This window comes from Polynucleobacter yangtzensis, assembly GCF_001595965.1.
GTDB classification, from domain to species: Bacteria; Pseudomonadota; Gammaproteobacteria; order Burkholderiales; family Burkholderiaceae; genus Polynucleobacter; species Polynucleobacter yangtzensis.
In genome coordinates this window covers 141,708-156,685 of record NZ_LOJI01000022.1, presented here as the reverse complement: position 1 = coordinate 156,685, position 14,978 = coordinate 141,708, and the positions used below count along the sequence as shown (strand labels likewise).

Annotated in this window: 14 protein-coding genes; 6 read left to right on the top strand and 8 right to left on the bottom strand. The window is 45.8% G+C overall.

Going from position 1 to position 14,978, the window contains the following annotated elements; translation table 11 throughout:
* Nucleotides 1-11: 11 nt before the first annotated feature.
* Nucleotides 12-707 (bottom strand): ABC transporter ATP-binding protein, encoded by a 696-nt coding sequence (locus JaK3_RS06585; protein ID WP_068322453.1) that lies wholly within the window; start codon nt 705-707, stop codon nt 12-14.
* Complete coding sequence (locus JaK3_RS06580) at nt 700-1,962, bottom strand: lipoprotein-releasing ABC transporter permease subunit (protein WP_068322450.1); 1,263 nt, start codon at nt 1,960-1,962, stop codon at nt 700-702. The genes JaK3_RS06585 and JaK3_RS06580 overlap by 8 nt, the downstream gene beginning before the upstream one ends.
* A 46-nt stretch (nt 1,963-2,008) precedes the next feature.
* On the opposite strand from JaK3_RS06580, the gene JaK3_RS06575 reads away from it, so the two are divergent.
* The 4 genes from JaK3_RS06575 (at nt 2,009) to lysS (ending at nt 7,489) form a co-directional block, all read left to right on the top strand.
* Entirely contained in the window at nt 2,009-2,986 is a 978-nt protein-coding gene (locus tag JaK3_RS06575; protein ID WP_068322447.1) for a hypothetical protein, read from the top strand.
* Nucleotides 2,987-3,007: 21 nt separating this feature from the next.
* Entirely contained in the window at nt 3,008-4,759 is a 1,752-nt protein-coding gene (gene recJ, locus JaK3_RS06570; protein WP_068322443.1) for a single-stranded-DNA-specific exonuclease RecJ, read from the top strand.
* A 34-nt stretch (nt 4,760-4,793) separates the two neighbouring features.
* A protein-coding gene (gene prfB / locus JaK3_RS06565) for a peptide chain release factor 2 (RefSeq protein ID WP_150114222.1) occupies nt 4,794-5,898 on the top strand; the annotation gives its coding sequence in 2 pieces (ribosomal slippage) (nt 4,794-4,874 and nt 4,876-5,898; 1,104 coding nt in all).
* A 34-nt stretch (nt 5,899-5,932) separates the two neighbouring features.
* Nucleotides 5,933-7,489 (top strand): lysine--tRNA ligase, encoded by a 1,557-nt coding sequence (lysS, locus tag JaK3_RS06560; RefSeq protein WP_068322440.1) that lies wholly within the window; start codon nt 5,933-5,935, stop codon nt 7,487-7,489.
* An 89-nt stretch (nt 7,490-7,578) separates the two neighbouring features.
* Here the strand turns inward: lysS and JaK3_RS06555 are convergent, their stop codons facing one another.
* A complete protein-coding gene (locus tag JaK3_RS06555; RefSeq protein WP_068322437.1) occupies nt 7,579-8,763 on the bottom strand; it encodes an acetate/propionate family kinase in 1,185 nt (394 codons plus the stop codon).
* A gap of 210 nt (nt 8,764-8,973) precedes the next feature.
* On the opposite strand from JaK3_RS06555, the gene JaK3_RS06550 reads away from it, so the two are divergent.
* A complete protein-coding gene (locus JaK3_RS06550) occupies nt 8,974-9,750 on the top strand; it encodes a ferredoxin--NADP reductase (RefSeq protein WP_068322434.1) in 777 nt (258 codons plus the stop codon).
* Nucleotides 9,751-9,817: 67 nt separating this feature from the next.
* Here the strand turns inward: JaK3_RS06550 and JaK3_RS10675 are convergent, their stop codons facing one another.
* The 4 genes from JaK3_RS10675 to JaK3_RS06535 form a co-directional block, all read right to left on the bottom strand.
* Entirely contained in the window at nt 9,818-9,964 is a 147-nt protein-coding gene (locus JaK3_RS10675) for a hypothetical protein (protein ID WP_161484702.1), read from the bottom strand.
* 178 nt (nt 9,965-10,142) lie between these two features.
* Entirely contained in the window at nt 10,143-11,453 is a 1,311-nt protein-coding gene (locus tag JaK3_RS06545; protein ID WP_068322432.1) for a TRAP transporter large permease, read from the bottom strand.
* Nucleotides 11,454-12,005 (bottom strand): TRAP transporter small permease subunit, encoded by a 552-nt coding sequence (locus JaK3_RS06540; RefSeq protein ID WP_068322429.1) that lies wholly within the window; start codon nt 12,003-12,005, stop codon nt 11,454-11,456.
* Nucleotides 12,006-12,075: 70 nt separating this feature from the next.
* Nucleotides 12,076-13,194, bottom strand: a complete 1,119-nt coding sequence (locus tag JaK3_RS06535) for a TRAP transporter substrate-binding protein (protein WP_068322427.1) — start codon at nt 13,192-13,194, stop codon at nt 12,076-12,078.
* Nucleotides 13,195-13,365: 171 nt separating this feature from the next.
* On the opposite strand from JaK3_RS06535, the gene JaK3_RS06530 reads away from it, so the two are divergent.
* Complete coding sequence (locus tag JaK3_RS06530; protein ID WP_068322424.1) at nt 13,366-13,728, top strand: helix-turn-helix domain-containing protein; 363 nt, start codon at nt 13,366-13,368, stop codon at nt 13,726-13,728.
* A 33-nt stretch (nt 13,729-13,761) separates the two neighbouring features.
* Here the strand turns inward: JaK3_RS06530 and JaK3_RS06525 are convergent.
* Nucleotides 13,762-14,903, bottom strand: a protein-coding gene (locus tag JaK3_RS06525; RefSeq protein WP_150114210.1) for an IS3 family transposase whose coding sequence is annotated in 2 segments (ribosomal slippage) — nt 13,762-14,639 and nt 14,639-14,903 — 1,143 coding nt in all. Because the reading frame shifts where the segments join, the coding sequence is not laid out codon by codon here.
* Nucleotides 14,904-14,978 lie beyond the last annotated feature (75 nt).

Here is a 14,978-nt window from a genome sequence, read left to right as displayed (position 1 = left end):
GGGATATCTACTCAAACCGAGAATGGCTTTAATACTCCACGCTCTAAATGCAAAATCCGATCGCAACGTTTAGCGCGTATAGGGTCATGAGTCACGATTACAAAGGCAGTACCTTGGTCGCGAGCAATATTTAACATCAAATCAAATACGCCATCGGCAGTCTCAGTATCTAGGTTACCGGTAGGTTCATCTGCCAGAACACAAACTGGATTACCAACTAAGGCGCGAGCTACAGCAACACGCTGACGCTCTCCACCCGATAGCTCACCTGGGGTATGAAGCTCACGAGCTGATAAGCCAACCGCTTTGAGCATTTTGCTGGCGCGATCCATTGACTCATCATTACTTAAACCGCGGATACGCAGCGGTAATGCAACGTTCTCAGCAGCGCTAAATTCATCTAAGAGGTGATGGAACTGGTAAATGAAGCCCAAACTGTGATTGCGCAGCTGATCCAATTTCTTCACTGATAAGTTATTCAAAATAGAGCCAGCCAAAACCACTGAACCGGAGCTTGGATTATCCAAACCGCCCAAAAGATGCAACAAAGTGCTCTTGCCAGAACCTGAGGATCCAACAATGGCAAGCTTTTCTGAAGGCGCGACATCCAAATCGATTGCTTTAAGAACCTCAACCGCAGTAGGCCCTTGACCATAAGTCTTAGCCAGGCCTCTGGCTTTGAGTACTAAGTTCTCTACATTACTCATAACGTAAAGCCTCCGCTGGCTGAACCTTAGCCGCTCTGCGGCTTGGATATAGAGTTGCCAATACAGATAGGCCAAAAGCCATCAAGCCAACAGTTAGTACATCACTAGCTCTGACATCAGAAGGTAGCTCGCTAATGAAGTACACCTCACGTGGCAAAAATTGCACTCGGAAGATTGCCTCAATGACTGGAACGATGACATCAATATTGAGTGCAATTAATAAACCCAAACCAACTCCAGCTAAAGATCCCAACAAACCAATCGATAATCCCTGAATTAAAAATATTCTCTGAATAAGTCCAGGGCTAGCGCCCATTGTTCTCAGAATGGCAATGTCAGCCTGCTTCTCGTTCACCGTCATCACCAAGGTAGACACCAAATTAAACGCCGCAACAGCAATAATCAACGTTAGGATAATGAACATCATTTTCTTTTCGGTTTGAACTGCGGCAAACCAGTTGCGATTTGATCTTGACCAATCAGTCACCCAGAGAGCTTGGGGCACGATAGCTGCCAACTCATTAGCAACCTCTGGCGCACGCTGCATATCATCGACTTTGACACGCAAGCCGGATGGATCACGAAGCCGCAATAAGGCAGCAGCATCCTTCCAATGCATGATGGCTAAGGAACTGTCATATTCATAATGACCACTATCCACAATGCCCACCACCTGAAGTGTGCGCATACGAGGCATGGCACCGGCTGGAGTTAAATCACTCTCAGGAACAATTAAATTAATGCGATCGCCAACGTGTGCGCCAACAATTGCTGCCAGCTGTGCGCCTAAAGCAACACCGAAACTTCCTGGCTTTAAATCATCAATGCTGCCTGCAACAAATTGTTTTGGCAAGTCAGATACTTTGCCTTCTTCGCTTGGCAAGATGCCGCGAATCGCTACACCGCGCATCATGCTCTCACGACTAAGAAGCCCCTGAGAGCTCACCATGGGCGCTACACCAACTACATGGGGTTGAGCCGCCACTTTAAGCGCCAGCGGCTCCCAATTTGCCAAGCCATCAGGCGCGGTAATCTCCACGTGGGATAGAACTGAAAGCATACGATCTCGTACTTCTTTCTGAAAGCCATTCATGACAGAGAGAACTACGATCAGTGAAGCCACCCCCAAAGCAATACCTGCAGTAGAGATTCCGGAGATAAAAGATAGGAAACCATCGCGCTTGCCCACCGTCTTGCGACGCTTGGATCGGGTGTAGCGCAGGCCAATTTCTAGCTCTATAGGAAGTCTTAACATAGCCACAGTTTAGTGAATCGCGCGGGCAAACTGATGGAATACTCAAATGCCACCTAAAATCAGGGGAATGACAGCTATTTCCAACCCCACCCCAGGCCAACTTCGCCGTTTCACCCTGCTACTTTCAGGGGAAGACGTCCTGGACGAGCCTGAAAGCAAGGAAGGTCCAAGACAGGGTCTGCCCCATGAGCGCTTTTTGCTCGGAGAGGCGATGCCACTTGCCCCTGTATTACTGCTTGGGCAATCAAAGCAAGTAGTCAATCCAGCTGAAGTCATTGCATGTTTACAACCAGTTCATCTACACGCCACACGAGACCATCTCATATTGATGGGACAAAACCAGATTGATCTGACGGCAGAAGAATCCGTCCAGCTTCTCAACGCAGCACTCCCGTTGATAGAAGAGGATTTTCAGAACTCCATTCTTTTCCAAAACCAGCGCTATTGGTTCATTCCTGCAGGACCGTTTTCTAGTCTTGCCAGTTATAGCGTTGATCAAGCCCATGGACGCAATATTGATTGGTGGATGCCGCGCGATACTCACGAAGAGGGTATAGCTAAACGTTGGCGCAAACTCCAAAACGAAATTCAGATGCTCTGGCATATAGATCCAGTAAATGAAGAGCGCGAACAACGCGGCATACCCAGCATTAACTCGCTCTGGATTAGTGGTATTGGCAAACTTAATGATGTTCAAGCGCCAGAAGCACTAGAAAAATCTCAATGCCTTATTGGCCAACACCCCATACTGGCTGGCTTAGCAAGGCTTTTGGACCTCCCATACGAAGTTACTTTCAATGAGCATAATCTAGTTGGTGCGTTTGCTTGGCTTGAGCAACCTCAATTGGCATGGCCACAAATCAGTGCTGCACTAATAAAAAAACAAATCGATGAAGTGGCTCTGATTGACTTTCCAAATGGGAAAGTTCGTGAGCGCATTCTTACAATCAAAGATCTTTATAAAAAATCTTGGGCTTTCTGGAAAAAGTCAGAACCTCTGACCTGGAAAGAAATCATTCAGTGATGATTAACGCATGAGTTTTGTATGAGTCTATTCTCTCAACGCCCATTTTCAGAACGTACTGCAACCTGGTTGGCGCAGAGTGGCTTGCACCCATTGTTAGCTAGGCTCTATGCTGCACGCGGTCTGCAGTCTCCTGAAGAGCTCTCCCTGGACTTAAAGCAGCTCATTTCGCCGGTTGAGCTTAAGAATTGCATTAGCACCGCCACTTTGCTTGCAGACATCCTTGAGAATAAAGAGCCAATGCTCATTGTTGCTGATTACGACTGCGATGGGGCTACTGCCTGCGCTGTTGGTCTACGGGGCTTACGCATGCTAGGCGGACCAGACACTCCAATTCAATTTCTGGTGCCCAATCGCTTTACGATGGGATACGGCTTGACCCCTGAAGTAGTGGAATTAGCAGCACAGCAAACCCCTAAACCCAAATATCTCATCACTGTAGATAACGGCATTGCTAGTGAAGCAGGGGTAGATCGTGCTCGCGAACTTGGAATGGAAGTAATTGTGACTGATCACCACCTACCTGGAGATCATTTACCCAAAGCACTGGCAATCGTCAATCCTAACCAACCGGACTGCACTTTTCCAAGTAAAGCGCTCGCCGGTGTTGGTGTGATGTTTTATTTATTAGTTGCCCTTCGTGCTGAACTTCGTAAGCGTGGAAAATTTACAAATGAAACCCAACCTAAGGTAGAGAACCTTTTAGACCTAGTTGCATTAGGAACAGTCGCAGACGTTGCGCAACTCGATCGCAACAATCGAGTGTTGGTTTCTAATGGCTTGAAACGCATTCGCGCAGGAATATCGCAGCCAGGAATTCAAGCGCTATTTCAGGCGGCTACACGTGATCCACGCAAGGCCAATACCTTTGACTTGGGCTTTGCTATCGGCCCCAGACTCAATGCGGCTGGTCGTCTGGCAGATATGACCTTAGGCATCCGCTTGCTTCTCACCGATAATGCCGATGAAGCAATGACGCTAGCGCACGAGCTTGATCGCATCAATCGCGAACGCCGCGTGATTGAATCAGGCATGCAAGAAACTGCACTCTCCCATCTAGCCGAAGATCAGCTTTCTGGGACCATGTCTGAGCGCAATAGTATTTGCCTATGGAATCCAGAATGGCATCAAGGCGTTGTAGGCATTGTTGCTTCACGCCTGAAAGAACGTTTTAATCGTCCTGCAATTGTGTTTGCACCAGCTGATGGCAATACCGGAGAAGAATTACGAGGATCGGGTCGTTCGCTGACAGGATTTCATTTAAGAGATGCTCTAGATTTAGTTTCGAAACGCGAGCCTGGGCTGATTTTGAAATTTGGTGGTCATGCAATGGCTGCCGGATTAACTATTCGCAAAGATGATTTTGAGAAATTCGATACCTGCTTTCAGCAGGTTGCATCAGAACTACTCACAGATGAATTACTCGAGCGCCGCCATGCACATGATGGTGGTTTAGATCCTTCTGAATTTACCCCTGAAATTGGGGATCTTTTGGCTGAGGAGATCTGGGGCCAAGGCTTCCCTCAACCCGTTTTCTTCGGGGAATTTGAGATTTCCCAGCAAAGCCTCATGAAAGAAAAACATCTTCGCTTAATGGTGAAGCCTCTGGGGGCTGGAGCAAGCTCCAAACCATTAACAGCAGTTTGGTTTAACCGCACGCAAAGCCTGCCTGCCAAAGCCAGGTTAGCTTATCGCTTGGTCACCGACCGCTATCAAGGCCAAGCCCGCGTACAGCTGATGATTGAAGCCCATGACGAGGCGGCCAACACCTAAGGGTTCAGTGCAATAACCCCCTTATAATTAGGGGATGGAAGCTGAACAACTAAATATTATTTCGAATACCTTGTCCGATCTGCTCACCCGTGAGCAAGCTCTTCGGGGGTATCTTTGACTTCGACGTAAAGTCACGTCGCCTTACCGAAGTCAATTCAATACTGGAAGATCCCACGATTTGGGATGATCAAAAGAAAGCACAAGCGCTGGGCAAAGAAAAGAAATTGCTCGATGGCGTAGTTGCCACTCTTACCGATCTCAATACCAATATCACTAGCGCTCTTGAGCTATTTGATATGGCTAAAGAGGAAAGCGATTTTGAAACGATCGCTGCCATTGAGAAAGATGTTGAGAGCTATAGCAAGATTATTGGCGACCTTGAGTTCCGTCGCATGTTCCACAATGAGATGGATTCTTGCAATTGCTTTATCGATATTCAAGCTGGCGCTGGTGGTACCGAAGCTTGTGACTGGGCTAGCATGCTCTATCGCCAATACCTCAAGTATTGTGAACGCAAAGGCTACAAAACTGAAATTCTTGAAGAGTCTGATGGCGATGTTGCAGGCATTAAAAGCGCAACCATCAAAGTCGATGGTGAATATGCTTATGGTCATCTCCGCTCAGAAACTGGTGTACATCGCCTAGTGCGCAAATCACCATTCGATTCATCCAATGGTCGTCACACATCATTTGCCTCTATCTATGTGTATCCAGAAATTGATGACTCGATTGAGATTGATGTCAATCCAGCAGATATTCGTACTGATACCTATCGCGCCTCTGGTGCGGGTGGCCAGCACATCAACAAGACCGACTCTGCCGTTCGTTTAACCCACCTTCCGACCGGCATCGTAGTGCAATGTCAGAACGACCGAAGCCAGCACCGCAATAGAGCTGAAGCGATGACGATGTTGAAGTCCCGTTTATATGAGCACGAGATGCAAAAGCGTCGCGCTGAGCAGGACAAGCTTGAGGCCAGCAAAACCGATGTGGGCTGGGGTCATCAAATCCGCTCCTATGTACTGGATCAAAGTCGCATTAAAGACTTGCGTACCAACGTTGAGATCTCCAATACACAAAAAGTATTAGATGGTGATCTTGATGCCTTTATTGAAGCCAGCCTGAAGCAAGGCGTCTGATTTATTACCTCTATTCCAGTTATCAATATTCCATATGAACGATCAAGCGAACTCCAACACGAACCCAGCTTCAGCTACTGAAGCTGTTGATGAAAATCACATCATTGCTGAGCGCCGTGAGAAATTAGCCAAATTACGCGAAGGCGGAGTGGCATTTCCAAACGACTTCGTGCCGACGCACTTAGCTGCAGATCTTCATACTCACTACGACAGCCTCACAAAAGAAGAGTTGGCTGCCAAAAAGGTGCATGTCAAAGTTGCCGGTCGCATGGTACTCAAGCGCGTAATGGGTAAAGCAAGCTTTGCCACCATTCAAGATCGCAGCGGTCAGATTCAGTTCTACATCAATGATGAAATCAGTGGCGCCGATATCCATGGCGCATTTAAACACTGGGATATGGGCGACTTTATCTCTGCTGAAGGCAATTTATTCAAGACCAATAAAGGCGAACTCTCAGTTGAGTGCAGCAATCTACGTCTCCTAAGCAAATCTCTGCGCCCACTGCCAGATAAATTCCACGGCCTCTCTGATTTAGAGACCAAATATCGCCAGCGCTATGTTGACTTAATTGTGAACCCAGAGAGCCGCAATACTTTCAGAGCGCGTAGCAATACGATCGCCTCCTTACGTCGCCATATGTTGGATGCAGACTTCATGGAAGTCGAAACACCAATGCTCCACCCGATTCCTGGTGGTGCTACAGCAAAGCCATTTATTACGCACCACAATGCATTGGATATGCAGATGTTCTTGCGTATTGCACCTGAGCTGTATTTAAAGCGTTTAGTGGTTGGCGGCTTTGAACGCGTCTTTGAAATTAACCGCAACTTCCGTAATGAAGGTGTGAGCCCACGTCACAATCCAGAATTCACGATGATGGAATTCTATGCAGCCTACACGGATTACCGTTGGTTGATGGATTTCACGGAGAGTTTAATTCGTGCTGCCGCGATGGATGCGCAAGGCACTGCCGTTCTGACCCACCAAGGTCGCGAACTCGATTTGAGCAAGCCATTCCAGCGCTTAACCATTACCGAAGCCATCCTTAAGTATTGCGGCCAATCCAACAAGAGCTATGAACCCGCGCAATTAGAAGATGCCGCATTTATTCGTGCTGAGCTGAAAAAAGGTGGTGAGAATCCAGATTCCCCTACTCTCAAGAACGCTGGTCTTGGCGCCCTTCAGCTAGCCTTGTTTGAATTGGTTGCTGAGTCACACCTCTGGGAGCCAACCTACATCATCGACTACCCAATCGAGGTAAGCCCCCTTGCCCGGGAATCCGATACGCGCCCCGGTATTACCGAGCGCTTTGAACTCTTTATTACCGGACGTGAAATCGCTAATGGCTTCTCAGAGTTAAACGATGCAGAAGATCAAGCTAATCGCTTCCGCAAACAAGTTGAGCAAAAAGAAGCTGGTGATGAAGAGGCTATGTACTTCGATCATGACTTCATTCGCGCCCTCGAATATGGCATGCCTCCAACTGGCGGCTGCGGTATAGGTATCGATCGCCTAGTCATGCTGTTGACTGATGCTCCGAATATTCGTGATGTGATTCTCTTTCCGCACTTACGTCGCGAAGAAGAGTAAATTTCTCTTCAAAGAAAATGCGGGGTAATAACCCCGCTTTTTTTATTTACCTGTTCAGTCCTTGGTTATCAAAGAGTTTGACTAAAACACTAAGAGCGCAGCAAGTTAAGAGCCTCTTGCGCCGTCATTACACCTTCGTCAGTTGGAACAACCCAAACCTCGATACGACTTTGTGGTGTGCTAATTTTTAAAGTTAGGGTTTTGGTAGCCTCCTGATTCAACTTTTCGTCCAGATCAACACCAAGCCAAGCAAATTTTTTACATACCGCAGACCTCAAAGCAGGATCATGCTCGCCAATGCCGCCGCTAAATGAAATTAAATCGAGGCCGCCAAGACAAGCAATCATAGCTCCGGCTTCACGCACAATTTTGTAAATAAAGAGTTCAATAGCTTCTTTAGCTAAGGGATTGGAATCACTTCTCAACTTGCGCATATCTGCTGATATTGTTGACACCCCAAGGAGACCACTCTTTCTATAGAGTAGATCTTGCAATTGATCATGGGTATAACCACGCTCCACCAAATACATCAACACACCAGCATCCAACGAACCGCTACGCGTGCCCATCATTAAGCCATCTAAGGCGGAGAAACCCATTGTTGTGGCAATACTTTTTCCATCAATTGCGGCACACAAACTAGCCCCATTACCCAGATGAGCCATCAGCACTTTATCTTTCGCTCTTTTGGAGTTCTCATTTAACTCACCAGTGATGTACTGATAAGAGATGCCATGAAAACCATAGCGTCGCACACCTTGATCGGTAATCTCTTTAGGCAAAGCCAAAGAAGTTTCAAGGGAACTCATGGTTTTATGAAAGGCCGTATCAAAACACAGCACCTGAGGAATGCCAGGGAAGACTTGAGAAAAGGCTTTCACACCATCCAGGCTGTGAGGCTGATGCAATGGTGCCAGCGCACTTATGGCAGATAATTTTTCTAGAACCGCATCAGTAGAGACGGTCGGCCGAAAAAACTCTGAGCCTCCATGAACAATACGATGAGAGACTGCTCTAATTGGCGGCAATCCTTTAATTTCAAGCAATAGCTCTTTGAGGTGCATCAAAGCTGCAATAAACGGATCCTGACCTACATCCTCAAAATGCTCTGCATGCTCTACCCCCTGATAGGCATAGCGAAGTTCTGTTTTTCCACCCGGCTCTAACCCCTCAAAACTACCAGAGAGGACGGATGGCAGCACAGATCCTTGCTTAGTCGGATAGATTGAAAACTTGAGAGATGAAGAACCTGCATTAACAGTCAGAATTGCCATAAGAAAATATAGTGTAATTAAAGGTCAACTGGTATTGGCGCCACTTACCCCTTGATGATACCGAGTTACCTCCCAAGACCCAAACTAGGGTCCTTATAAGTAAAAGTAGGTAACTTATGAGAAGTTAATTAGTCTACAGACCCAGGATAGCACCTGAATCACCTCAAGATTGAGGATAATCAAGGTTTTAGATAATCAAATTAAGCTTTTATGGCCACCTACAACACCGAAACCGTTTTGACTGTTCACCACTGGAACGACACACTCTTTAGCTTTACCACTACCCGCAATAAAGGCCTGCGCTTTCGTAGCGGTCATTTCCTGATGATCGGCCTCGAGGTAGAAGGCAAACCTTTGGTGAGAGCCTACAGTGTTGCCAGCCCAAACTATGAAGAGCACCTCGAATTTTTAAGCATCAAGGTTCAAGATGGGCCGCTCACCTCACGTTTGCAAAAGATACAAGTGGGAGATTCTATTCTCGTTAGCGAGAAATCCGTAGGCACATTAGTTATAGATGATTTAAACCCAGGCAAACATCTCTATCTCTTCAGCACGGGCACCGGTCTTGCGCCATTCATGAGCATTATTCGCGACCCAGATACCTACGAGAAGTTTGAGAAAGTGATCTTAATTCATGGCGTTCGCCTGGTAAGCGAATTAGCATATGGTGACTATATTAAGAATGAGCTTACTAAAGATGAGTACCTTGGCGAGCTCATTCGTGAAAAACTGATCTACTACCCAACTGTGACCAGAGAAGCTTTTAAACATACTGGACGTCTCACAACCGCCATTGAATCTGGTCAGCTATTTAAAGATATTGGCCTTCCTCCATTAGACCCAGCGGTTGACAGGGCCATGATTTGCGGTAGCCCATCGATGCTCAAAGAAACCTCTGAAATGCTGGATGTCAAAGGCTTTAAGGTCTCCCCAAGCCTTGGCCAGCTTGGCGACTACGTATTTGAACGCGCTTTTGTAGAAAAATAAAGCTAGGCGCAACATTCAAAAATTTAAGGGACCCAATCAAATAGTGGGCAGGGCTTTGTAAAAGGCTTTAGTCCTCTATTTGAAAATACACTTCATATATCTGGCAAGGTTGATTCTGCTCAGATGACTCTTCAGGCTGAACTACAAATTGCTGACTAGTAATACCAGAAGTAGCGTCAATAGCCGAGATCAACTCCTTAACTTGATAATCCATATGCCCCCTTATCGCAACACTTAGGGCAAAACACCCTAGGTTAGGGTCACAGAATAGTAGGTTTCTTTAGATCAGAGAAGAATATATATTTCATATGCTTATAGTTATTCATATATAAGCGAAATGACTGGTTGATCGTCTTTGCAGACCCAACAATCAACCAGTCTCATGTTTTAAGCTAGCTTACAGATGGTAGCCAAGTCGCTAGTTGAGGAAATAATAACAACAAAATCACCCCAATAATTTGAAGCACCATAAATTGCGACATGCCCGCATAAATATCCGTAATCTTCCAAGAAGGCGCTACCCCTTTTAAGAAATAGGCAGATAAAGCAACAGGAGGGGATAGCCAAGCCGTCTGAAGAGTCACGGCCACCAAAGTACTAAACCAAATTAAGTCAATTCCAGCAGCTTTGATAATTGGCAAGAAAATAGGCACCACAATTAAAACAATAGGCACCCACTCCAATGGCCAACCAAGTAAAAAAATCAAGACCAAAATTAGAATTAACATCGCCATTGGCGGCAAAGGCAAAGAAGCTAAAAAGTTTGCAATCAGGTCTGCACTTCCTAACCTTGAGAACACAGCGCCAAATAAATTTGACGTGGTTACTAAAAGCAAAATCATGCTTGAAACACCTAGCGACTGCATGACACAGTTTTTAACTTTGCTAAAAGTCATTCTTCCAGACAACAAAACAAGCGCAAAGGTTGCCACACATCCTACTGCACCAGCATCTGTCGGAGTTGCAATCCCAGCAAGAATTACGCCTAAGGTGGCAAATAAAACAACCATCACTGGGGCGATACCAATGATTAAGTCGACTACCACCGGCTTGAGCGATTTTGCTCGCAACTCAACTGGAAGCGCAGGGCCCAAGGCTGGATTAATCCAACAACGAATCATGCACCAAGCACCAAATAAAAAAGCCAATAACAAGCCAGGGATTACAGCCGCAGCAAAGAGATCCGTTGCTGGGATGCCGACTACAGGGCCCATCACGATTAACATCACGGAGGGCGGAATCAAAATGCCAAGCGTCCCCCCCGCGGTAATTGCTCCAGCCGACATGCGCGTGTCATAGCCACTTTTAATCATTGAAGGAGCCGCCATAACGCCCAGCAAAACAACTGATGAGCCAACGATGCCTGTCGCTGCAGCAAAAATAGTAGCGGTAACAATTACGGCCAAATATAAGGAACCTCTAACGCCAGAGAAAAGTTGCTGAATAGCATTAAAGAGGCGCTCCATAATGCCAGATTGCTCCAGCAAGAACCCCATAAAGAGAAAGAAAGGGATTGAGGCCAGAACACTATCCTGCATCACGGATAAAGTTTGCAAAATTGCGAGATCAAATACTACGGGACCTAATGCAATAAAACCCATAACAATACCAATCGCGCCTAAAGTAAAAGCAATTGGGAAACCGATAAATATAGCGACAAGCAGTACACCAAGACCAAGAATGCCGAGAATTTGATGATCCATTTACACTCTCTCCTCAATCGACTTGGATGGCCAGCTATTGGAACGAATAGCCACTAAACATTTACACACTTCAGACACCCCTTGTATGGAAAGCAGAAAACCAGTTAACGGCAAAGTGAATTTAAACGGCCAAGTCACACTCATCCAAGGACTCGACACAAAACGCTCATTAGTGATGAAAGCCTTATAAAAATATTCCCATCCTACGATTGTGAAAATAAGAACAAAGGGATAAAAAAGAAAAAGATAGCAAACTAAATCAACTATGGCCTGAGTCCGAGGCGACCAATTGTCATAGAACATATCAGTACGAATATGCCCATCCATTTTCAATGTGTAGCTTGCGCCTAGCATAAAAAAAGCGCCATAGAGCATAAACGTCATGTCATAAGCCCAGATAGTAGGCGCCCCAAAAACATATCGCGCCACTACCTCATACGCCAAACTCAATATCATCGGGATAATCATCCACCCAACAATATTTCCAACAATTGTGGTGGCGCGATCGATCCGCCCTGAGAGTAGATTCAAATCAAAATTTGCTTTAGACATTCACCATTCCATTCAAGAGCAAAAAAATGGGGGGCGGAAACCCACCCCCTATGGATATAAAGTTCCTCAATTACTTCTTTTTAGTGCTCGTTACGGTCGCACCAATGTTGTAATAAAGACCATTAATTTGGGTCCAATATGGAACAACGATGCCAGCAAATTTCTTCTGAGACTCAAGCACCTCTTTGAAGAAAGGATTTTTCTCTGATTCACGTGCATACACCACTGCAGTTGCTTTTTGGAAGGCAGTGAAAAACTCTTTAGGGGTGTCATGCACTGTGACCCCATGGTCTTTCCTGAGCTTCTCCAGTGCAATCGCATTGCGATAGACGTTGAATGTATAAGTTTCTGCAATTGTCGCTGAAACAGCAGTTTCAACAATTACCTTAAGATCAGCAGGCAATTTATCCCAGAAAGTTTTATTAATTAAAAGTTCTGCAACGTCGGTGGATTGATGCAAGCCTTGCAAATAATAATGCTTGAACACGTTTTGAAAACCCAAAATCATGTCATCGGCTGGGCCAATCCATTCAGCAGCGTCAATTACGCCTCGTTGCGCCGCGGGAACAATCTCAGATCCAGGCATCGCAACTGTTGTGAGCCCCATTTCTTTAAAAATTTCAGCAGTCAATCCTGGAGGCGAACGATATTTCATCGGCTTCATGTCAGCAATTGAATTAATTGGGGTTTTAAACCAACCAAATGGATCTGGACCCATAGGCTGAATCATAAATGGCTTAATGTTAGTTTTAAGAACCTCGGTAAATAAACGATCATAAAGTTGATTGCCGCCACCGTTCTTTAGCCAAGCCATATGTGAAACTTGATCCAATCCAACGCCAGAACCAGAAGCGGGGTTGGAAAAAAGCGCAGCCGCGGAATTTTTGCCAGACCAATAATGAGTCCACGCAAAACCACCATCAACAACACCCTTATCAACTGCATCTAAGATACCAAAGGCGCCAACAACGGCGCCGTCTGGTAGAACCTCAACTTTCATGCGGCCATTGGACATCTTGTCAACACGATCCCCAAAGTTCTTCATGAGTTCAAAATAAATACTGGCTGATGGCACACCAGTTTGAATTTTCATCTTCACTGGCGCCGATTGGGCAAACACCCCACCACCAAATAACGCCGTGGATAAGGCTGTGACCACTGCCACACGCTTTATATATTTAATAAACATTACGTCTCCTTTTTGAGTTAGGCATACATCCATTGTTGATACCCAGCCACTTCTTGAACCTACGATAAAATAATAAATTATTTCATTTAATGAAATTTAAAGTATCATTAGATAAAATGATCCTAGGGAAAATACTTAATTTGCTTAAATAATTCGAAAAATGATCCTTGAATGCTCGATAAACTAGCCCGCATCACCTCCACCACAAAAGAATTGGAAAATTCGGCCAAATCCAGCATGGCTGAAAAGGTATTACTCATACTAGAAGCCGTTTCCCAGTCCGAATTTCCCCTTGCCTTAGAAGCCGTAGCGTCGAGCACTAGGTTGGCTAAGCCTACTGTTTTTAGGCTATTAAATACCTTGGTTGACCAAGGTTTTATAGAGCGGGATCCTAATGGGAGGCGATTTCAACCCAGCTCAAAACTTCGAATCATAGGTGTCAACGTTCTTTCCGTAGACTCGATTCGCTCACAACGGGTAGCAGTAATGAAACGTCTTGTGGATGAGATTGGGGATGAACTGCTGTCAATTTAGGTCCACTACTTGAGAGAGTTTTTCTATAGTAAATCATTGCAGCAAAATTGGTTGATTCTGGATGATTTTGGGTATTTGTACTTGCGGTGCTGGTGGTCTGTAACCTAATGCACTATGGGGCCTGACATGGTTATAGTGCTTGACCCATTCCCCGACGATGATCTGGGCTTCTTTCAGGCTATAGAAGATCTCACCATCCAAAAGGTTATCTCTGAAGGTGCCATTAAAGCTTTCACAAAAGCCGTTCTCCCAAGGAGATCCTGGGGTGATGTAAGCGGTTTTGACTCCCATGCCAGATAACCAACTACGCAGTTCCTTGGCAATAAATTCTGGGCCATTATCACTACGGATGTACTCTGGGATACCGTGGGCGATCATGGCGTTGGCTAGCTGTTCAATCACTTGGATTGATCCAATCCTTCTGGCGCAGTGGATCGTTAAGCATTTCCTGGTGAACTCATCAATCATGGTGAGCATGCGGATCTTGCCACCATAAGCATCTCTGATAAAGACAAAATCGTAGCTCCACACATGGTTGGGATAACTTGCTCTAAGCCTCATGCAACTACCATCGTTTAGCCACAATCTGCCTCTAGGAGGCTGCTTTTGCGGGATCTTGAGTCCTTCTTGCCGCCAAATGCGAGCCACCTTGGCGGTGGTTGCCTGACGCCAGCCAGCGTTGCGCATCATGCTGGCAATAAACCGATAACCGTATCTACCGTAGGTGCCGGCCATCCGGATGACTTCAGCTCGTAGCGGCTCTTCATCATCTCTGGGAAGTGGCATATAGCGATACGCTGCTCTGGAGAGCCCTACTAATTCACAAGCTAAGCGCTCTGATGTTGAGTATTTTTGCATCAATACCTGAGCGGCTGTCTTGCGTTTAGCAGGGCTTAGAAGTTTCCCTTGATAACTTCCTTGAGCATCACCTCTCGTAGCGATAAGTCCGCTACGAGCTTTTTAAGTCGGGTGTTTTCTTGCTCAAGTTCTTTAAACTTCTTGGCTTGATCGAGCTTCATACCACCATAGATCTTGCGCCAACGATAGTAGCTTTGCTCAACCGTACCCACTTCTTTACAAGCTTGGGCGAGGGTTTTGCCATTCGTGGTTAATACATCAATTTGACGCAATAAGGTGACGATTTGCTCGGGTTTAAGACGCTGACCTTTAGCCATATTTAGTACTCCTTTAAGGTGAAGATTATCAAAAATCCTCTCTTTGGGAGTGGCACTAAAAATTAGGTCAGTTCA